At 68.3% G+C, this 19,164-nt stretch carries 15 protein-coding genes; 10 read left to right on the top strand and 5 right to left on the bottom strand.

The genetic code is table 11. The features are described from left to right. The first annotated feature begins 79 nt into the window (after nucleotides 1-79). Genes L5G32_RS01000 through L5G32_RS00990 form a run of 3 tightly spaced genes read left to right on the top strand, consistent with a single transcriptional unit; the run spans nucleotide 80 to nucleotide 4,031 of the window. On the top strand, nucleotides 80-1,156 hold the full coding sequence (locus L5G32_RS01000) for an MBL fold metallo-hydrolase (protein WP_308192001.1): 1,077 nt from the start codon (nucleotides 80-82) through the stop codon (nucleotides 1,154-1,156). After that, a complete protein-coding gene (locus L5G32_RS00995; protein WP_237009148.1) occupies nucleotides 1,153-3,783 on the top strand; it encodes an HAD-IC family P-type ATPase in 2,631 nt (876 codons plus the stop codon). Before L5G32_RS01000 ends, L5G32_RS00995 begins: the two co-directional genes overlap by 4 nt. A 14-nt stretch (nucleotides 3,784-3,797) precedes the next feature. After that, the gene (locus L5G32_RS00990; RefSeq protein WP_237009147.1) at nucleotides 3,798-4,031 is read left to right on the top strand and encodes an antitoxin; all 234 of its coding nucleotides are present in this window, start codon (nucleotides 3,798-3,800) and stop codon (nucleotides 4,029-4,031) included. Between the two features lie 67 nt (nucleotides 4,032-4,098). Here L5G32_RS00990 and L5G32_RS00985 read toward each other — a convergent pair whose 3' ends face one another. After that, nucleotides 4,099-4,710: a DNA-3-methyladenine glycosylase gene (locus tag L5G32_RS00985; protein ID WP_237009146.1), complete on the bottom strand. Its 612-nt coding sequence runs from the start codon at nucleotides 4,708-4,710 to the stop codon at nucleotides 4,099-4,101. Here L5G32_RS00985 and L5G32_RS00980 point away from each other — a divergent pair. The 7 genes from L5G32_RS00980 to L5G32_RS00950 all read left to right on the top strand — a co-directional run bounded on the left by L5G32_RS00980 (nucleotide 4,688) and on the right by L5G32_RS00950 (nucleotide 10,664). Then, entirely contained in the window at nucleotides 4,688-5,125 is a 438-nt protein-coding gene (locus L5G32_RS00980) for a type II toxin-antitoxin system Rv0910 family toxin (RefSeq protein ID WP_237009145.1), read from the top strand. The two genes, L5G32_RS00985 and L5G32_RS00980, sit on opposite strands and share 23 nt — an antisense overlap. A gap of 242 nt (nucleotides 5,126-5,367) precedes the next feature. After that, nucleotides 5,368-6,357, top strand: a complete 990-nt coding sequence (locus tag L5G32_RS00975) for an ATP-binding cassette domain-containing protein (RefSeq protein ID WP_237009144.1) — start codon at nucleotides 5,368-5,370, stop codon at nucleotides 6,355-6,357. Next, nucleotides 6,354-7,160 carry an ABC transporter permease gene (locus L5G32_RS00970; RefSeq protein ID WP_237009143.1) on the top strand — a complete coding sequence of 269 codons (807 nt, stop codon included), beginning with the start codon at nucleotides 6,354-6,356 and terminating at the stop codon, nucleotides 7,158-7,160. Before L5G32_RS00975 ends, L5G32_RS00970 begins: the two co-directional genes overlap by 4 nt. Further along, complete coding sequence (locus L5G32_RS00965) at nucleotides 7,157-7,969, top strand: ABC transporter permease (protein ID WP_237009142.1); 813 nt, start codon at nucleotides 7,157-7,159, stop codon at nucleotides 7,967-7,969. The genes L5G32_RS00970 and L5G32_RS00965 overlap by 4 nt, the downstream gene beginning before the upstream one ends. Before the next feature lie 12 nt (nucleotides 7,970-7,981). Then, nucleotides 7,982-8,230: an acyl carrier protein gene (locus tag L5G32_RS00960; protein ID WP_237009141.1), complete on the top strand. Its 249-nt coding sequence runs from the start codon at nucleotides 7,982-7,984 to the stop codon at nucleotides 8,228-8,230. Beyond that, nucleotides 8,227-9,480, top strand: coding sequence for a wax ester/triacylglycerol synthase domain-containing protein (locus L5G32_RS00955; protein ID WP_237009140.1), 1,254 nt, complete (start codon nucleotides 8,227-8,229; stop codon nucleotides 9,478-9,480). Before L5G32_RS00960 ends, L5G32_RS00955 begins: the two co-directional genes overlap by 4 nt. 245 nt (nucleotides 9,481-9,725) lie before the next feature. Further along, nucleotides 9,726-10,664, top strand: a complete 939-nt coding sequence (locus L5G32_RS00950; RefSeq protein ID WP_237009139.1) for a PfkB family carbohydrate kinase — start codon at nucleotides 9,726-9,728, stop codon at nucleotides 10,662-10,664. A gap of 7 nt (nucleotides 10,665-10,671) precedes the next feature. Here the strand turns inward: L5G32_RS00950 and L5G32_RS00945 are convergent, their stop codons facing one another. From L5G32_RS00945 to L5G32_RS00930, 4 genes are read right to left on the bottom strand one after another with little or no spacing between them, the layout of a single operon-like run. Beyond that, entirely contained in the window at nucleotides 10,672-12,069 is a 1,398-nt protein-coding gene (locus tag L5G32_RS00945) for a condensation domain-containing protein (protein WP_237009138.1), read from the bottom strand. After that, the gene (locus L5G32_RS00940; protein WP_237009137.1) at nucleotides 12,066-14,324 is read right to left on the bottom strand and encodes a penicillin acylase family protein; all 2,259 of its coding nucleotides are present in this window, start codon (nucleotides 14,322-14,324) and stop codon (nucleotides 12,066-12,068) included. The genes L5G32_RS00945 and L5G32_RS00940 overlap by 4 nt, the downstream gene beginning before the upstream one ends. Beyond that, nucleotides 14,324-15,748 (bottom strand): condensation domain-containing protein, encoded by a 1,425-nt coding sequence (locus L5G32_RS00935; RefSeq protein ID WP_237009136.1) that lies wholly within the window; start codon nucleotides 15,746-15,748, stop codon nucleotides 14,324-14,326. Before L5G32_RS00935 ends, L5G32_RS00940 begins: the two co-directional genes overlap by 1 nt. Continuing rightward, a complete protein-coding gene (locus L5G32_RS00930; protein WP_237009135.1) occupies nucleotides 15,748-19,164 on the bottom strand; it encodes a non-ribosomal peptide synthetase in 3,417 nt (1,138 codons plus the stop codon). The genes L5G32_RS00935 and L5G32_RS00930 overlap by 1 nt, the downstream gene beginning before the upstream one ends.

Genomic DNA, 19,164 nt, shown 5'->3' with positions numbered 1-19,164 from the left:
GAACTCCCGACATGCGTTCCGCCGCCCCCTGGTCCAATCGCCGCGCCTGCCGGTCGGCGCCGCGACATACTCTGGATCCGTGACTCTCATTCCTGGACCATTGCGCGCGATGGGCGCATCGACCGCTGCGATCGCCGAGGCCACCGCAGGCTCGCCGAACCTGTCGGGCGGTGTCTTCGCCAACCGAGAGGCCGCTCCGGCGGCGGGGAGCGGGCCGGGGCCTGGTGTCTTCGTCGACATGCTCCGCAGGCCGGGCGCACCCGCAGGGGTGATCCCCGTGCTGCAGCCCGCCGTCTCCGACGAGCCCGCGGCGCTGTCGATCACCTGGCTCGGGCACGCCACGGCGCTCATCGACGTCGACGGAGTCCGTGTGCTGCTTGACCCGGTGCTGAGCGCGCGCTGCTCGCCGTCGCAACTCGTCGGACCCAAGCGCATGCACAACGTGCCGGTCGCGGCGGCGGAGTTGCCGCCCGTCGACGTGGTGCTGCTCAGCCACGACCACTACGACCATCTCGACACCGGAACGGTCACGAGGATCGCGCGGACACAGCCGGACGCGCTGTTCGTCGCACCGATCGGCGTCGACGCCCATCTACGACACTGGGGCGTCGGGGCCGACCGGATCCGCACCGCCGACTGGCACGGCAGCGTCGACGTCTCGGTGCGTGGCACGCCTCTGACGTTCGACGCGCACCCGGCCCGCCACTTCTCGGGCCGCGGTTTCACCAGGAACGAGACGCTCTGGGCGAGCTGGGGCGTCACCGGGCCGTCGCACTCGTTCTTCTTCTCGGGCGACACCGGCTTCACCGACGAGTACCGCGAGGTCGGGGACCGTCACGGAGCGTTCGACGCGACGCTCATCGCGATCGGCGCGTACGACCCGCTGTGGCCCGACATCCACCTGAATCCGGAAGAGGCTGTGACGGTTCACGGGCTGGTGAACGGTGGTGCGCGGGGCAGTCTTCTGATCCCGATCCATTGGGGTACTTTCAACCTTGCGCGGCATTCGTGGGGCGATCCCGTCCGACGGCTGCTGCCCGCGGCGGAAGCGGCCGGGGTCGACGTCTGCGTGCCCCGTCCCGGTTCCACCCTCGACGCGGTCAAGCGTGTCGGAACCGCGATCGACGATCCGACTTGGTGGGAGCGACACGCATGAGCACGACGAAGGCGAGCGCGGGGACGGACCGGATGCCCGGCCTGACCTCTGCGGAGGTCGCTGAACGGCTTGCCGCAGGCCAGGCGAACACGGTGCCGGACAAGTCCGGCCGCAGCGTCGCCGACATCGTGAAGGCCAACGTCTTCACCCGCATCAACGCGATTCTCGGTGTGCTGTTCGCGATCGTCGCGTTCACCGGTTCGTTCATCAACGGTCTGTTCGGGCTGTTGATCATCGCCAACAGCGGTATCGGCATCATCCAGGAGATCCGCGCCAAGCGGACTCTCGACCGGTTGGCGATCGTCGGTCAGACCAGGCCCATCGTCCGGCGCGATGGTACGGCGACCGAGATCGCTCCCGACCAGGTAGTGCTCGGCGACATCATCGAACTCGGGCCCGGCGACCAGGTCGTCGTCGACGGCGAGGCGGTCGAGTCCGAGGCGCTCGACATCGACGAGTCGTTGCTGACCGGTGAGGCGGACGCGGTCGACAAGGCGATCGGCGACGAGATCATGTCGGGCAGCTTCGTCGTCTCCGGCTCGGGCGCCTACCGTGCGACGAAAGTCGGCGCCGACGCGTACGCCGCTCAGCTCGCTGCGGAGGCCAGCAAATTCACGCTCGTCTCCTCCGAACTCCGGTCGGGCATCGACAAGATTCTCAAGGTCATCACCTGGCTACTGATTCCCGCGGGCATTCTGACGATCGTCAACCAGCTGTTCATCAGTGAGAACGGAATCAAGACGGCGCTGCTCGGCATGGTCGCCGCCCTCGTTCCGATGGTGCCCGAGGGGTTGGTCCTGATGACGTCGATCGCGTTCGCGGTCGGCGTCGTCCGCCTCGGCCAACGGCAGTGTCTGGTCAACGAGCTACCCGCGATCGAGGGCCTGGCCCGGGTGGACGTCGTCTGCACCGACAAGACCGGAACCCTCACCGAGAACGGGATGCGCCTGTCGGAGATCCGGGTGGTCGACGACGGCGTCGACCCGGTCGACGTGCAGACCGCGATGGCCGCGCTGGCCGCGGCCGACCCCCGCCCCAACGCCAGTATTCAGGCGCTCGCCGAGGCCTACCCGGACGCACCCAGCTGGTCGACGTCCGCGATCCTGCCGTTCAGCTCCGCCAACAAGTTCTCCGGAATCTCGTTCGTCGACGCCGACGGCGCCGACCGCGGCAACTGGTTGATCGGCGCACCCGACGTGCTACTCGACCCCGACTCGGACGTCGCGCGTCTCGCGCAGGACCTCGGATCCACCGGGCTGCGCATCCTTCTCGTCGCCACTTGCGACATGCCTGTCGACTCCGAGCCCCCGCACGCTGGTCGAGCGGAGTCGAGACCCCCCACCGCCGGTCGAGCCCCCACCGCCGGTCGAGCGGAGTCGAGACCCCCGCACGTTGGTCGAGCGGAGTCGAGACCCCCCAACCTCCCCGGAGCGATCACGCCTGCCGGCCTGATCGTTCTCGAGCAGCGGGTCCGCCCTGACGCACGCGGCACCATCGAGTACTTCGATTCGCAGGACGTCGCGGTCAAGGTGATCTCCGGTGACAACGCGTTGTCGGTCGGTGCGGTCGCCGCGTCGCTCGGCCTCGGCGACCCGGAGTCGGCCGTCGACGCGCGGAAGCTGCCGACGCAGGAGCCGGAACTCGGGCAGATGATCGACGAGGCCGACGCGTTCGGCCGTGTCCGCCCCGATCAGAAGCGCGCGATGGTCTCGTCGTTGCAAGGCGAGGGGCATACGGTCGCGATGACCGGCGACGGCGTCAACGACGTGCTCGCCCTCAAGGACGCCGACATCGGTGTCGCGATGGGGTCGGGGTCGTCCGCGGCTCGTTCCGTCGCGCAGATCGTCCTGTTGGACAACAAGTTCGCGACCCTTCCGTATGTGGTCGGTGAGGGTCGCCGCGTCATCGGCAACATCGAACGCGTCTCGAACCTGTTCCTCACCAAGACCGTGTACGCCGTACTGCTGGCCCTCCTCGTCGGCATCACCGGCCTGCTCGCCAAAGCGTTCGGGTGGGACGCGGTCAGCTACCCGTTCCAGCCGATCCACGTGACGATCTCCGCGTGGTTCACGATCGGCATCCCGGCGTTCATCCTCTCGCTCGCTCCGAACAACGAGCGCGCGAAGACCGGATTCGTCCGCCGCGTCCTGACTCAGGCCATCCCGAACGGCATCATCATCGGGATCGCGACGTTCGTCTGCTTCATGGTCGTGAACCGCGACTACTCGGCCGCGTTGGCGGGCTACACGGGGGAGGTGCTGTTGGCGCCGTCCGACTCGGTCGCGGCGATCGCGAGTGCGTCGCAGGCGATCGGCGCCCAGCAGACCCAGGCCGCCACCGCCGCGTTGGCGACGATGATCGCGATCGCCGTCTACGTTCTGGCCGTCGTCGCACGTCCGTACACGTGGTGGAAGCTGCTGCTCGTCGGAGTCTCGGTCCTCGCGTACGTCGGGATCTTCACGGTGCCGTTCACGCAGCGGATGTTCCACCTCGACTCGTCGAACGCCGGGATGATGGCGGTCGCCGGAATCTGTGCTCTTGTCGGGTGTGTCGCAGTCGAGGTGAGCTCGCGGATGCTCGGCGCGATTTTGGATCGCCGTCGGCCAGCAGAGCGCGGCGGTCGGTGACTATACTTCGGCCCATGGATCTTTCAGGACTGGTTAACAAGGCAAAGAACGCACTGCGCTCGAACCCGAATCTCATCGAGAAGGGCGGCGACGCGATCGACAAGGCGACCGGCAACAAGTACTCCTCGCAGGTCGACAAGGCACAGGGTGCTGCCCGCAAGGCAGTCGGCGCCCAGGATCAGCAGAACCAGCAGGGTGGCCAGCAGCAGCAGGGTCAGAACCCCGACGGTCAGCAGAACCAGCAGTAGTTTCCTCCGCCGGTCGAGCGGAGTCGAGACCCCGCCGGTCGAGCGCTACTTTCCGTTGGTCGAGCCTTTATCCGTTGGTCGAGCGGAGTCGAGACCCCGCCTTCGGATGACGCCGATACGCGGACACCGACGGCTCGCCGTCAACCCAGAAGCGCCACGGTTCGTCGGCGGCCAACCTGATTCCTACGCGGGGGCCGGCGGCGATCCGCACGGGTTCGTGAACGCGTTCGCCGAGGTGGACGCCGTCCGTTTCGGTCAGATCGGTGCGTAGGTCGGCCATGGTGATCCCGAGCGACTTCGCAAGATTGCCGGGTCCTCGCCCGAGGAATTCGTCCTCGGCCATCGTCTGTCGCCGTTGTCGGGCGACGTCGAGGCCGTCGACGATTCGACCTGCTCGAATGAGTACCGCCGACCCTTCGCCTTCCGGACTGGTCACGATGTTCGCGCAATGGTGGCCGTGGATCCGGTAGACGTACAGCCGCATTGCCGGCCCGTACATGGTCTCTGACCTGGGGGTTCGTGTGTAGGCGTGCGATGCCGGGTCACGGGGGCCGTCGTACGCCTCGACTTCGGTGATCACCGCGGACACGCCGTGCGAGGTGAGGATGCGCCCGAGGAGTCCGCGGGCATCGGCGCAGACGCTAGGCTCTGTGACCATGGCCAAGACGAGTGACTCCATTCATGTCGATCTGTCGCCCGAGGATACCTTCGCGGCGGCCGCCGACCTCTCCCGTTACGACGAGTGGCTGGTGCTGCACGACGGCTGGCGCAGTGCCCTGCCCGCCGCCGACGAACTCGGCAAAGGCACCACGCTGTCGTCAGTGATCAAAGCGAAGGGCACGCGCGTCCGGTTCACGTGGGAGGTCGAGAAGTTCGATCGGCCCAACGAAGTCGCTTTGAAGGGCGCGGGCAAGGGCGGCGTCAAAGCGAAGCTGAACCTGACGATCAAGCCCGACGGCGACGGCTCCACGATCAGTTTCCTCATCGACCTCGGCGGTCTCCCGCTGATGGGCCCGGTCGGCAAAGCCGCTGCCCTCGCAGTAAAGAGCGACATCCATACTTCCCTCGAGAAGTTCACCACGATCTTCGGCTGAGGCCCCCTCTCGCTGGTCGAGACAGCTCTGCTGGTCGAGCGCAGTCTGCGAGACAGTCGCGCTGGTCGAGCGGGGTCTGCGAGACAGCTCTGCTGGCCGAGCGTCCTACTTCTGCGCGCGGAAGCCGTCGCCTGCAATTCCGCTCCTTCACACCCCTCCGTGGCCGATCAGAATACAATTGGTTAGGCTCACCTATATTCCAGTGTTGTGCTGGTATCGGCCGCCCACGAAGGGGAGTACGCATGTCAGCGCCCATCGCGATCTCAGTGGAGAACCTGACTAAGACGTACGGAAGCGTCACCGCTCTCGACGGCATCTCGTTCGACGCGCAGCCGGGCACCGTCCTCGGACTCCTCGGCCCGAACGGGAGTGGAAAGACCACCACCGTCACCCTGCTGTCGACGCTGCAGCGTCCGACGGCGGGCAGCGCGCGGATCGCCGGACACGACGTCGTCGCCGACGCCCCGAAGGTCCGGGAACTGATCTCGCTCACCGGGCAGTACGCGTCGATGGACGACAGTCTGACCGCTGCGGAGAACCTCTCGGTCTTCGGTCGCCTCACTGGGTTGCGCGGAGCAGCGTTGAAGTCCCGAATCGACGACCTCGTCGAGCAATTCGACCTCGTCGACGTCCGCGCCCGCCGCGTGGGAGCACTGTCGGGCGGCATGCGTCGCCGCGTCGACATCGCGAGCGCACTGATCACCCGCCCCGAAGTGCTGTTCCTCGACGAACCGACGACCGGTCTGGACCCGCGCAGTCGAGCCGCGGTGTGGGACACCGTCGCCGGCCTCCGCTCCGAGGGCATCACCGTCCTGCTCACCACCCAATACCTCGAAGAAGCCGACCGTCTCGCTGACGACATCGTCATGCTCAACGGCGGCCGGATCGTCGCATCTGGCACCCCCGGAACCCTGAAGCAGCAGGCGGGCGCGGCCGTGTGCGAATTGAGTCTGGTGCAGCGGTCCGACGCCCAACGCACGCTCGCCGCCCTGGCTGGTTTGGACGTCATCGAGCACGACGATGCGTCGACGGCGACCCACCCGCGGATCGTCGTCCGTGCGGCGGACGGGAAGTCCACGGTCCGTGACGTCATCGCCCGCTTGGACACCGCGGACATCGACGTCGTCGACATCGGGTTGCGACAGCCCTCGCTCGACGAAGTGTTCCTCCAGTTGACGGGGTCGGATCAACTGGCTGAGTCGGATCGCCTCGCCGGGGTCGATGCCCCGTGACGGCCACCCTCGCGCCGCCCGCGGTGCCGACGTCGGTACGTCGCCGCTCCGTCGGACTGGTGTCGGCGACGGCGACGCTCGCCCGTCAGAAGGTGTCTACCGGTATACGGACCGGAGACGCGCTGTTCGGGGCGCTGAGCCCGGTCGTCTTCTTCCTGTGCTTCTACGTCCCGCTGCACAACCGATTCGAGGCGGCGGGCGGCGACTACGCCCAGTTCCTGACCCCGATCATCTTCTTGCAGACCGGAATCTTTACCGCGATCGCGGCAACCGAGGTCGCTGGCGCCGACGCCCGCGCCGGTGTGCGCGAACGGATGATGAGTCTGCCGATCCCGCGTGTCGCGCCGATCCTCGGCCGGATGACCTGGGTCGTCGTGCGCATGTGCCTCGCCGTGTGCGGCGGCCTGGTCGTCGGGTTCGCGCTCGGGTTCCGCTTCGAAGGCGGCGTCGGCGCGACGATCGGCTTCCTGGCCCTCGTCGTGCTCTTCGGCGTCGCGTTGAGCCTGCTCACCGACGCCGCGGGCTCGGTCGCCGCGAGTTCGCTCGCCGTCGCGAGTGTCCTGATGATTCCGCAGCTGATCCTCATCATGGCGTCCACCGGACTCGTCCCGGCCGACAGCTTCCCCGGGTGGATCCAACCGTTCGTGCGGAACCAGCCACTGTCCGTGTTCTCCGACGCGCTGCGCGCACTCTCGAACGGAGCCGGTTTCGACCCGACCGCTGTGATCTGTTGGGCCGTCGGACTTCTCGCATTGGGCGGAGTCGCGGTGGCCGCCGTCGCACGGAAGCAGACGACCCGATGAGCACAAGAGCCGCCGGCCAAACGTGGCCGCTGCGGCAGGCAGTGGGACCGGTGGCGCAGGTCGCCGTCCACACGGGCACGCTGCTGAAATCGTGGAGCCGCGACCCCGGCATCGTCGTGCAGTCGGTGGCGTTCCCGACGTTCATGCTGCTGATGTTCCAACTCGTATTCGGCAAGTCGGTGACGGCCCTCGGCTCAGGCGACAGCATCTACGGGAACACCGGCCTCGTCGCGCTGGTCGCGGCCCTCTACGGGACGGTCGCGACCGCGATGACACTGATTCACGAGCGCGACAGCGGGCTGCTGTCCCGGATATGGACCCTCCCCGTGTCGCGATCGGGATTCATTGCCGGCCGACTCGCCGCGGAAGCCGTCCGCACCGGACTCGCCACCGTCGTCCTGTTCCTCGTCGCGATGACGATGGGCTTCGGGTTCGAGCAGGGGTTGCTGTCGGCGCTTGGTGCGTGGGCGGTGCCGATGATCTTCGCGGTCGGCGTCGCCGCCCCCGTCATCGCACTCGCGACCGTCGCGTCGGGGACGCAGTCGGTGCAGTTCCTCGGCGGAGTCTTCCTGTTCCTGCTGTTCTTCAACAGCGGTTTCGCGCCGATCTCGGAGTATCCGAGTTGGCTGCAGCCGGTGGTCCGCAACCAGCCGATGAGCCCCGCGATCGACGCGATCCGCGGCCTGACCGAAGGCGGACCGGTCGCCGGGCCGCTCACCGCGACGATCGTGTGGACCGTCGGTCTGCTCGCTGTCTTCGGGCCGTTGGCCGTACGTGGGTACCGCCGGGCCTCTGAGGGATCCAACTAGAAGGAGTAGTCAATGTCTGACCGGGTACGCGAGTCGCTGAAGGAGATCCTCGACGAGGACCTCGACCTGTCGCTCGACGGCGTCACCGAGGAGTCGTCGCTGATAGACGATCTCGGTATGGACTCGGTGGCGTTCGCCATCGGTGTCGTCGCGATCGAGGAGAAGCTCGGTGTGAAGCTCGCCGAACGCGAGATCTACGATGCCAAGACTGTCGGCGACCTCGAAGAGGCCATCCGCTTGAAGATGAGCGTCACCCAATGACTGCCGCCGTAGAACCCGGCGTTGCCGAGTTCGGGCCGTCGGACTTCACCTACCTGCACTCGGACGGTCCCGGGGCGCCCGCCCATTGGGGCATGCTCCTCACTCTGGGCGACGGTGCGACGCTCACCCTTGACGCGGTGCGTGAGCGCGTCGCGCAGCGAGTGGGCCGGTACGAGCTGTTCCGTATCGGGGTCCGCGGCGGACGCGACGAAGCACCCGAGATCGTCGTCGCCGACGAGGTGGATGTGCCCGCGCACGTCACCGAGGTACACGTCGACGGCGACGTCCACGAGCAGGTGGCGACCCTCCTCTCCGAACCGTTGCCGCAGCCGCGGCCATACTGGCACCTGACGCTGCTGAGCGCGCCTGCCGCCCAATACGTGCTGTTGAAGGTGCATCACAGCCTGTCGGACGGCATCGCGGGCGCCGCGTTCTCGGCATTGCTCGCCGACGGATCCGACGACGATCTGGCGAGTTTCGACCGCTTCGCGACTAGTCCGCGATTCCGCGTCGGCACCCCCGACGACGATGTGCTGGCGAAGGCTCGGGCGGCGTTCGAGAAGCAATGGACGGACGGTGAGGACGGCCGCGCGTGGCCGACGCTCACCTCGTCCGGGCGCCGCGAGACCGCTGCGTTCTCGGCGTCGACCCGCGATCTGCGCCGTACCGCACGCGCGCACGGCGCATCGGTCCACGAGTTCCTCGTCGCAGCGATCGGACGCGCCGTCAGCATCGCTCCGCCCGTGCCCTACGGACCGCAGGCCTCGAACATCCGCGTCACGCTGCCGGTGACGCTCGACCCGGAGTTCCGCCACACCGGCAACGCTGTCGCCGTGTCGTTGCTCAACCTGCCTGGCGACGAACCTGACTTCGACGCTCAGATCGCGCGTGCTCGTGCCGAACTGACTCTCATCAATGATGAGAACCTCGGTCTCGCGTTAGCCGCCGTCGACGGCGCCCCGCCGATCGAGTGGTCGGACATGCGCACGATCGTCGCCGAATCGATGAAGCGGATGAGTCCGGACATCCACATCGGCATCAACCCGGGTTTCACCCGGGTGCGCTCGATGCTCGGCCGCGACATCGTCGAGTCGACCGCGATGTCGCCGCTCATCGGCTACTCGTTCTCGGTGACCGGACTGGTCCTCGGGAATCGCACGACCTTGGGCATCGTCGCCGACCCTGCGGCCCTTCCCGGCTATCCGGCGCGTTTCGTCGACGTGCTGACCGAGGTGATCGGGGCGAGCTGACAGCTCCCCATCGTGCTGGTCGAGCACTTCGCGCGTGAGTGGTACCGCTGGGGCTGAAAGCCGACGTATTTCGGTCCCTATGCCCGGAGCGGTACCACTCACGCGAGGATTCGCCCGTGGCGACGGCGTGCCGTGCTCGCCGTTAGGCTGGGTGAGCCGGGATCTCGACTCTGGTTCTCCTGAGCGGAGTCGAAGGGCTCGATCAGCGTTAGAACGGCTCGACCAGCAGCAGAAGGGTATTACACATGATCATTGTGGGTGGCGAAGCTCTGGTCGACCTGGTGCCGGTGACCGCGGAGGACGGGCGGCCAGCTCTGCGCCCCGCGCTCGGCGGCGGGCCCTTCAACGCGGCGATCGCCGCCGCCAGACTCGGCGCGCGCACCGGTTTTCTGTCGCGGATCTCGACGGACGGTTTCGGTGGGGAACTCGTCGACCGCCTCCGCGACGAAGGTGTTGACCTCGACCTCGTGCAGCGCGGCGACGAACTGACGACCCTCGCTGTCGCCGACACCTCCGATCCCGGCGCGGTGCGGTACGGCTTCTACGTCAACGGGACTGCGGACCGACTCGTCGCCGATCCCGGACCGCTGTCCGACGAGGTCAGCGCCGTCGTGCTCGGCACCGTGTCGATGGTGCTCGAACCCGGCGCGTCCGTCTACGACGCGGTGCTCGAACGCGAGGCCGCCGCCGGACGTGTCACCGTCATGGACCCCAACATCCGTGCCGCACTCATCGACGACCCTGCCGCTTACCGCACCAAGTTTCGGAAACGTCTGGCGCACACCACGATCCTCAAATCGTCGATCGACGACATCGTGTGGCTCGCCGACCTTCCCGACACCTCGTCGTTCGACGACGTCCTGCCGACGGTGCGGTCGTGGATCGACGCGGGCGTCGACGTCGCGCTCGTGACGCTCGGCGCCGACGGCATCGCGGCCGTGACTGCGGACGCCGTCGTTCGAGTCCCCGGCGTGAAAGCCGAGGTCGTCGACACCATCGGCGCGGGCGACACCGTCCTCGGAGCCCTACTCGCGCGCCTCGACGCCGAGCACGATCTGACCGTCGACGGGGTGCGATCGATGTCCGACGACGCCTGGACCGATGTGCTCACTTACGCGGCGCGCGCGGCGGCGGTCACCGTGGCGCGTCCCGGCGCTGACCCGCCGCGGTCCACCGAACTTTGAGACGCGGTCAGGGCAACCGCGAGAGGACGACGTCCGCCGACTCGGGCAGCGTCGCCGCCAACGACTCGACGACGTCGGCGACCCGTTCAGCGTACGCCTCGTCGAGCACATCCGTCCGGTACTCGAGTTCCAGGTGCACTGCGTCGTGCTCGTCGAACTCGAACGAGATGCTCAGCGGGTAGTGCACGACGTCCTTGAACACCGTCTCGCACGTGACGTGTGCCCCGTCGGGAACCGGGACGCCGCGCAGCGGGGCGTTCTTGACTAGCGTCATGATCTCGGCGACGGGGAAGCGTCCGCCTGCACCGCGCAGCGCGGTGAGAAGCGTGCCGTAGTCGACGGACGAATGCTCCATCGCCTCGAACACCGTCGTCACCGCGGACCGGACGGCGTCGCCTGCCGTGGCCGACGAGTCGAACCGGAACCGCATGGGCACGATGTTCCCGCTGTAGCCGACTCGGTCGACGGTTTCGGCGGGCGCCCGGTTGTCGGCAGGAACCAGGACCACGAAGTCGTCGGCGCCCGTCACCGCGTACACCGTCAACGCCGACACCGCGACGAACAGCGAGTTCGGCGTCGCGTCGACGTCCCGCGCGAACGCGATCAGACGCGCCACGACGGCGTCGTCCAGTCGTCGGTGCAGGAGCGCGCCGCGGCCTTCGCCCATCACCGAGACCCAACTCTCCTCGGGGCTGGTGGCAGGCAACTGCCCGGACAGCGGGTAGCCGATGCCCTCCGCGGCCCACGTCGCCCGCGCATGCTTCACCGCAGCGTCCGCGTGCACCCCGGTGCGCGTCGCCGCGTCGACCGCGGTGCCGCCGCCCGACCACGATGCGGCGTTCCCCGACACGAGTGCCGTCAGCACCGGCGGGAGGATCGTCTCGTCGCCGCCGATGTGGTGGATCACCAGGATCATCGAGACCGTGCCGTCGTCGAGTGTGCGGATGCGCACGCGCCACGGCTGTTCGCGAGTCAACTCGAACGGTGCCTGCGCGACGACCTGTGCGGAGGCGTCGACGTCCGCGACGATGTCACCGAACTCCCAGACCCGTCCGGGCACGGTCCACCGGCCCTCGCGTCGTGCGGGTCGACGCCGCGGTCCGTCGTCGGACACCTCGATCACCGAGCACACGACCTCCGACGAGGCGATGATCTTCGCCGTTGACGCGACGATCTGCTCGAGTGTGTACGGTGCCCCGAACGTCAGGTGCACCGCGAAGTTGTGCGAGTCGGATTCGGGGTCGATCTCGTAGATCTTCCACATGCGGCGTTCGGCGATGCCCAGTGAGCCGTCGGCGGCCACCGGTTCCGGCGCGACCGCGGCGGTCTCCGCGGGGGCGTCGATGCCTGCCGCGGCCAGCCGCTGACGCATCAGGTCGCGTTGGGCGTCGTTCAGAATGCTCACGAGATCTCCTCTACCGCAGCGGTGCGTGCGAGCACGTCCCAGTCGGATACGACGTCGATGAGGTCGCCGCGCGCCCACGTCGACGTCTGGTCTTGAAAGTGGTCGGACGACGGGTCTCCGTGCGCCCCAAGGGGAACGATCCACCGACTAGCGTCTCGATCGGCGACATCCCACACGTACCGCGCGACGGAGCCGAGACGGCACACGTGCGAGAAGCCGACCGCGCTCGCGTTGGCGAGCACGCACTCGGCGTCGCCGGCGAGCGGAACCTGCTCGGGCCGCACCAGCGTCGACAGTTCCGGGTACGACGCCGTGACTCCGGCGAAGTCCATGCCGTGCAGGGGAGCGAGCACGTGGACGTCGCCCCACGCCGTCGTGGTCTCCGCAGCCTTGACAGCGACCTCGTCGAGGACGCGGGCGGCGACGGCCTGTACGTCGATCCCGAGCCGTGGCGCCCCGGCGAGCACCGCGTCGAGTCCAGCAGCGATGCGCGTCCCCGCGACGAAGTAGGGAGTCATCCACAGCGGGAACCCGTTCGGCGCGCTGAGCGGAGTGAGTGCGTCGTCGTCGGTGACCGCGGTGACGAGTCTGCTGCGGAACTCGGCGAACAGGAACGCCTCGACGCTGTCGGAACTCATCAGAGCGTCCCATGAGACCAGCCGCGCACGGAGTGCGGCGGCCTCGTCGGTCAGGTCCGTCAGCCCGGCCAGTAGTTCGATGAGACCGCGGACATGGTCGTTCGCGACGTCCCGGTGGATTTCGGCACAGCGGTCTGCCGAGACCTCTCCGTCGGCCGACAACAGCTCGTCGATCCGCTTCGCTCGCGCATTCGGGGCGCACTCGGTGGTGATCGGCTGCATCGGCGGGCAGTCGGCGATCCGCTGGTTCGCGATGACCGTGTGGCCGGCCACCTCAGGATCGAAGTTCGAAGCGTCGTCGGCATCGCGCCCAGGTAGCGACGTCCCGGCGTAGCCGCGCCACCGATACTTCTCGTCCCACCCGGGCACCGGCAGCCAGTAGTTCTCGTTGGCGCGCACCGGATAACGCCCGATCGTGTGGTGGCGCAGACTGCCAGACGAGTCGCCGACGACGATCCGGTTCGGCGGCTCCACCCACCCGTTCAACGCCTGCTCGACGTCGTCGATCGACGACGCGAACAACAAGTCGAGCACGGCGTCGAACGTGGACGTCGCGTCGGACAGCATCGGCGTGCGCAGACTGACGGCCCACAGGTCGTCGGGACCGCCGAAGACCACCGACCCGTTCTCGGTCTCGATGATCTCCACGTCGACGGCGTCGCCGCCGCGGACCGCGATCTTCTCGATCCAGGCGTCGCACGCGGTCTGCCCGTCCGGGGTCACCGCGGTGATCAGGTCGTCGACGCGGCTCACCTTCTCGACGTAGACGTCCTGGTAGTCGGCCATCGCGTTGGTGATGCCCCATGCCACGGACGACGCGTGCGCGAAGTGCGGAAGGCCGGGTACACCGGCGAACGCGAAGCCGACGACGTCGAACTCGTCGCACGCCAGGTGGCACTGCTGGTAGACACCCGGGATCTCGATGAACCGGTGCGGATCGCCGGCGATCAACGGCGCACCGGTGTCGGTGCCCGACGCCGCGACGCCCCACGCATTGCTGCCGGAGATCGCATCGCCGAGAGCAGGAACGTCGGGTTCGACGCCGACCTCTGCGGTCACCGGCATCTGCCGCAGAATCTCCTCCATGAACTCCTCGGACGGCAAGTCGGGGACGCGGTCTCGTCCCTTGTCCGCCCATTCGGTGTCGAGCAGGGCGAGCGCGTCCGGACCGAGCATCCGACGCGCGTGCAGGCGCCACAACTTGGTCGCGAACCGGCCGAACATCAGATGCTGGACGATGAACACCGAGATCGGCGTCCACGGACTCCACGCGGTCGGGCGGTGGTCGAACTCGGTCAGCTCGACGGCCTCCGCCGCGTCGTGCGAGCGGGTCACGCCATCGGCATAGGCGCGCAGCAACATTCGCGTGCGCTCGGACGACGCATCGTGGATCCGGCGGGCGGCGCGGTCGATCTGGGCCCGCCGCGCGAACGTGTCCCAGCCGACGCACGGGGCCCCGAACACTTCTGCCGTCCGACCTTCCGCGCGCAGTCGCAGGAACTCGATCTGCCAAGCGCGGTCGATGCCGGTCGCGTAGCCCTGCCCGAAGATCGTCTCCTCGGCCGATGCCGCGCGAATGTGGGGGATGCCGTGGTCGTCACGGAGGATTGTCGTCATCAGTCTCTCGGATGTCGTTCGGCCAGGGGTGCGTCGACGGATATCGTCGCCAGTACGTCGTCGAGGTGATCGTGGAGTGTCTGCACGGTTGAGGCGTCGAACAGGTCCACCTGGTAGCCGATCTGCACCTCGGTGTGGTCGGGGTGCATGAACGCCTCGACCGTCAGCGGCAGCGCGACCCGTCCCTTGTCGGCGAGCTCCCACGTCATCGTCGTGCCGGGCAGGTGGATGCCGTCGATCTTCTGATCGAGGAACAGGACGAGCGAGTCGAAGGGATGCGCGTTCTCGTCGCCGGTGACGCGACGTGCGATCTCGACGATCTCGTCGAACGGGAACGTGCGGTGCTCGAACGCCGCATCGGTCACGCCGCGGACGTGCCGTACGAGGCCGCCGAACGTGTCGTCGTCGCTGCCGCGGATCCGCAGTGCGATCGAATTGCTGAAGTTGCCGATCAGCGCTTCGGCGCCCTGCTCCTCGCGGTTCGCGACGGTGCTGCCGACCACCACGTCGTCATGCCCCGACAGTCGACGCAACGCGAGGTAGTACGCGGCGAGGAACACCGAGAACGGTGGCGTCTTGAGCGTTGAGGCCATCACTCGCAGGTTCTTCTCCGCTGCCGGGCTCAGCGTTCGGTCGGCGCGGGCACTCACTTCCGACGAGTGCTCGGGCCGTCGGTCGTAGGGGAGCGCCGCGGTGGCGACGTCACCGCGGAACTGGTCCTCCCAGAACGCGACGTCGGCGCCGTGATCGGCGTCGTCGAACCGGTCTCGTTCCCACTCGGCGAAATCGGCGACCTGCGGCGACAACGCTTCCACCGCAAGCGCTTTGCCCGGAGTTTCGCGCGCGGCCTCGTAGAACCGTGCGACGTCGCGCGCCATCGCGGGCAACGTCATCCCGTCCCACACGATGTGCTGCATCGCGACCACGACCGCCAGCCGTGACTGGCCGTCGGACTGCGGCAGCGTCACGAACGTCAGCCGGATCGACGATTCGGTGGCGAGATCGAACACCTCGGTCGCGGCGTCCGCGACGAGCAGGCGAAGCCGTTCGTGGGGTTCGGCAGCGTCCGAGAGGTCGACACTCAGGATCGGCGGCGGAAAGTCGGCGTGGATCCGCTGATGCGGCTCCTCACCGTCCGCTCCCGGGTGGTACGTCGTCCGCAGGATCTCGTGCCGTTGCACGACTGCGAGCAGCGCCTGCTGCAATGCGTCGACGTCGACGTCACCGGTATAGGTGAACGTCAGACAGATGTTGTTCGCCGTGCTGTCGGGCACCCGCTGCTGGTGCGTCCACACCAGACGTTGGCTGAACGACAGTCGAGCCCGTTCGGGGTCGCGCCGCGTCGGGACGCCCGTGTCGACGGCGATCCCGGCGTCCGACAGCCGCGCGGCCATCGCCGCACGCAACTCGTCCAAGGTCGGCATCAGCTGGACGCTCCGACCAGTTCACCGCTCGGGCATTCCACGCCCGCGACCTCGAGGAAGATCTCGGCGACCTGAGTGGTCTGACCGGGAACCTGCTCGCGGTCGGCGAGCAGCGCGGCGAATCCGCGCACGGTGCGGGCCTTGAACACGGCGGTGATCCCGACGCCCTCCACGGCCAGCAGGCTGCGGATGTTCGCGACGAACGTGGTCGCCAGGATCGAGTTGGCTCCGGCGTCGAAGAAGTCGGTCGTCACGCCGAGACGTTCGGTGCCCAAGACCTGTTCGGCGATGTATGCGACGGCGGCCTCGACGGCGTTCGCCGGCGCGACGTACTCCTGCGGCGTCGCGCCCGCGACTGCCCGCTCCAGGGCGGCGCGGATCGACGCCCGGTCCACCTTGCCGTTCGCGGTCAGCGGTACCTCGTCGACGGCGACGACAGTCTCGGGAACCATGTAGTCGGGCAGCAGCCCGCCGAGTGCACCGACCAGCTGGTCGGTGTCCAGAGCTGTGCCGTCGACACCCGTCGCCGCGAGGGCGAGCCGACCGTCGAACAGGGCCGCAACCGCCTCGGTGACGCCGTCGACGCTGCGTGCCGCTGCCTCGACTTCGCCGAGTTCCACGCGGTAACCACGGATCTTGACCTGGTGGTCGGCGCGACCGAGGAACTCGATGGTGCCGTCCGGGAGGTAGCGCGCGAGATCGCCCGTCCGATACCAGCGGACGTCGTCGACCGTGACGAACCGGTCGGCGGTGCGCTCCGGGTCGCCGCGGTAGCCGTCGGCCACGCCCGCACCGCCGATCCACAGTTCGCCGGTCACCCAGTCCGGGGCGTCCTCGCCGCGCTCGTTGACGACGCGGCAGGCCGAACCGGCCATCGGGCGGCCGTACGGGACGGTGTCCCAGTCGGCGGGGAAGGCGTCGGTCACCTCGTAGACCGTCGAGTGGATCGCTGTCTCCGTGGTACCGCCGAGTCCAGCGAACCGCAGACCCGAGACGGCGGCTCGCGCACGGCGTCCCAACTCGGCGTCGACGCGGTCGCCGCCGGTGATCACGGTGCGCAGGCTCGCCAGCTGCTCATCCGACGCGGTGTCCAGGAGCATGCCGATCAACCCCGGCGCCGCGTTGAGCACGGTGACCCGGTGGGTGGCGATCTGCGCGGCCCACGCCTGGGCATCCCGAGTCTGCTCGGCGTCGATGCAGACGAGGGCTCCGCCGAGCGACAGCGGGCTGAACATGTCGAAGACCGAGAGGTCGAACTCCAGCGCCGACAGACCGATGGTGCGGTCGTCGGCGCCCAGGCCGAACTCGTCGGCGATCGCGTCGAGCGTGTTCGCCGCCGCGCGATGGCTCACCTCGACGCCCTTCGGTTCACCCGTCGAACCGGACGTGTACAGGACGTACGCGAGGTCGGACGGAGTGCGGGGGACGAGGTCGGCGAGCGGCGTCGACCCGTCTCGATCGCTCGACCACGCGTCGTCGATCACCGCAGTCACACCGCCGCGCTCGAGAATCGCCTCCCGGCGGACGGCGGGCTGGTCGGCGCCGATCGGCAGGTAGACCGCTCCGGCGGCCAGGACGCCGAGCACCGCGATCGGCTGGCGGTGGCCCTTCGGGAGGATCACGGCGACGGTGTCGCCCGGTGCGACGCCGTCGGCGATCAGCGCGCTGGCCACCGTGCGGGCCTGCGTCGCGACGTCGCCGTACGACAACTCGGCGCCGTCGGCGGTCACCAATGCGACCCGATCGGGTTCGCGGGCAGCCACGTCGAAGAACGCGGCGTGCAGGGTGCGTGGCTCGCTGACCGGCGCCGTCGACGTGACGGCGGCCCGCACCTCGCGCTGCGCAGCGGGGAGTTCGATGGCCAACGTGTCGTTCCAGTCGGCGCCGTCGGCGACGAGCCCGGTCAGGATCGTCTGGAACTCGGCGAACATCGCGTCCATCACGCCCTCGGGCAGCGCGTCACGGCGCACGTCCCAGTTGACGAGTAGGCCGCCGTCGAGCTCGACCACCTGCGCGTCCAGGTCGACCTGCGGTCCCTGCGAGAGGATCCACACGGGCTCGCCGAACAGGGTGCGGACGCGGTCGGAGAACAGTTCACCGAAGCCGAGTCCGGAGGTGAACACCAGCGACGGGGTCACCGGAGCGCCGCGAAGCCGACCGAGATCGCGCAACACGTCGAGTCCCTCGTAGGCGGCGTGGCCCGCGCAGTCGTGCAATTCGCGCTGCAGCCGGCGGCCGCGCTCGATCATCGACTCGGTGTGGGTGGCGTCGGCGTCGATCAGCACCGAGTTCGTGAAGTCGCCGACCACCTGATCGATGGCGGGATGGGTGGGCTCCCGGTTGAACAACGGGACGTTGAGCAGGAAGCGCTGATGGGTAGACCAACGAGCGATGACCTCGGAGAACACCGCGGCGAACGTGACGGCCGGCGTGATCCCGTTGTCGTACGCGACCGCGTACAGCCGGTCCTTCTCCTGGGCGTTCAGCCGATGGTGGTAGCGGACGCTGCGGTCGGGTTCCGCGCGACGATCCTCCGGGATGGTCGGGAGCGTCGGCGTGTCCGGCAGGGTCGGTTCCTTGGCCTGCCACCACGTGCGGGCGCCCTCATACTCGTCGGCGGAGATGTGATCGCCGCGCTGCGCGAGGTACTCACGGAACGTGTAGCCGGTCGACGGGAGAGCGGCGTCGGTCTCGTATGCGGTCGCGAGATCGTCGAGGACGCGGCGGTAGCTCATCGCGTCCGCGGCCAGCATGTCGACGTCCAGGTGCAGACGGTGACGGCCGTCAGGGAGCAGCGTCAACACGAACTCGACGACGCTGCCCGCCGCGGTGTCCAAGAGTTGGTGGCTCATCCGGTCGCGGGTGCGCTCGGTCTGCGCGTCGACGTCCGAGCCGTCGCGCAGGTCGACGACGCTGAACACCGGCGTCGGCGGAGTGTCCAAGATCCGCTGCTTGCCGGTGTCGCCGAACGCGGCGCGCAGCATCTCGTGACGTTCGACGACCCGACCGACCGCACGCTCCAACCGGGCGGCGTCGACGCCCGCGCCGTCGAACTCGGCGAACAGGTGCGCGGCGACCCCGCCCAACGACTGCCCGTCTTGACGGCCAACCCAGTACGCGTGCTGCATGGTCGCGAGATCGAACTCCGGATCGTCGTCCGGCGCTGCCGGTGCCGGCTCGGGTTCGGGTGTCGCGGGCTCGACGCCCAGCAGCACGGCCCACGCCTCGATCGTCGGCTCCTGCGCGAGCTGCGAGCTGCGCACCCGGTGCCCGGCGCGACGCCACACGCTGGTCAGTTTGATGACCAGGAGCGAATGCATTCCGTGGCGCACCAAGTCGTCGGTGTCGCCGATCGTTTCGGGATCGACGTCCAGCAACGATGCGACGTCAGTGCGGATCTGTTCGAGGGAAATCAC

Origin of the sequence: Gordonia zhenghanii (genome assembly GCF_021738965.1) — a bacterium.
In the GTDB taxonomy this organism is placed as follows: Bacteria; Actinomycetota; Actinomycetes; order Mycobacteriales; family Mycobacteriaceae; genus Gordonia; species Gordonia zhenghanii.
This window is presented reverse-complemented; position numbering and strand designations above follow the sequence as displayed.

Bases quoted from the DNA above. Each gene is read 5' to 3' on its own strand.
- L5G32_RS00995 (WP_237009148.1), top strand. From the start codon at position 1,153: ATGAGCACGACGAAGGCGAGCGCGGGGACGGACCGGATGCCCGGCCTG.
- L5G32_RS00990 (WP_237009147.1), top strand. From the start codon at position 3,798: ATGGATCTTTCAGGACTGGTTAACAAGGCAAAGAACGCACTGCGCTCG.
- L5G32_RS00980 (WP_237009145.1), top strand. From the start codon at position 4,688: ATGGCCAAGACGAGTGACTCCATTCATGTCGATCTGTCGCCCGAGGAT.
- L5G32_RS00985 (WP_237009146.1), bottom strand. From the start codon at position 4,710: ATGGAGTCACTCGTCTTGGCCATGGTCACAGAGCCTAGCGTCTGCGCC.
- L5G32_RS00975 (WP_237009144.1), top strand. From the start codon at position 5,368: ATGTCAGCGCCCATCGCGATCTCAGTGGAGAACCTGACTAAGACGTAC.
- L5G32_RS00965 (WP_237009142.1), top strand. From the start codon at position 7,157: ATGAGCACAAGAGCCGCCGGCCAAACGTGGCCGCTGCGGCAGGCAGTG.
- L5G32_RS00960 (WP_237009141.1), top strand. From the start codon at position 7,982: ATGTCTGACCGGGTACGCGAGTCGCTGAAGGAGATCCTCGACGAGGAC.
- L5G32_RS00955 (WP_237009140.1), top strand. From the start codon at position 8,227: ATGACTGCCGCCGTAGAACCCGGCGTTGCCGAGTTCGGGCCGTCGGAC.
- L5G32_RS00950 (WP_237009139.1), top strand. From the start codon at position 9,726: ATGATCATTGTGGGTGGCGAAGCTCTGGTCGACCTGGTGCCGGTGACC.
- L5G32_RS00940 (WP_237009137.1), bottom strand. From the start codon at position 14,324: ATGACGACAATCCTCCGTGACGACCACGGCATCCCCCACATTCGCGCG.
- L5G32_RS00935 (WP_237009136.1), bottom strand. From the start codon at position 15,748: ATGCCGACCTTGGACGAGTTGCGTGCGGCGATGGCCGCGCGGCTGTCG.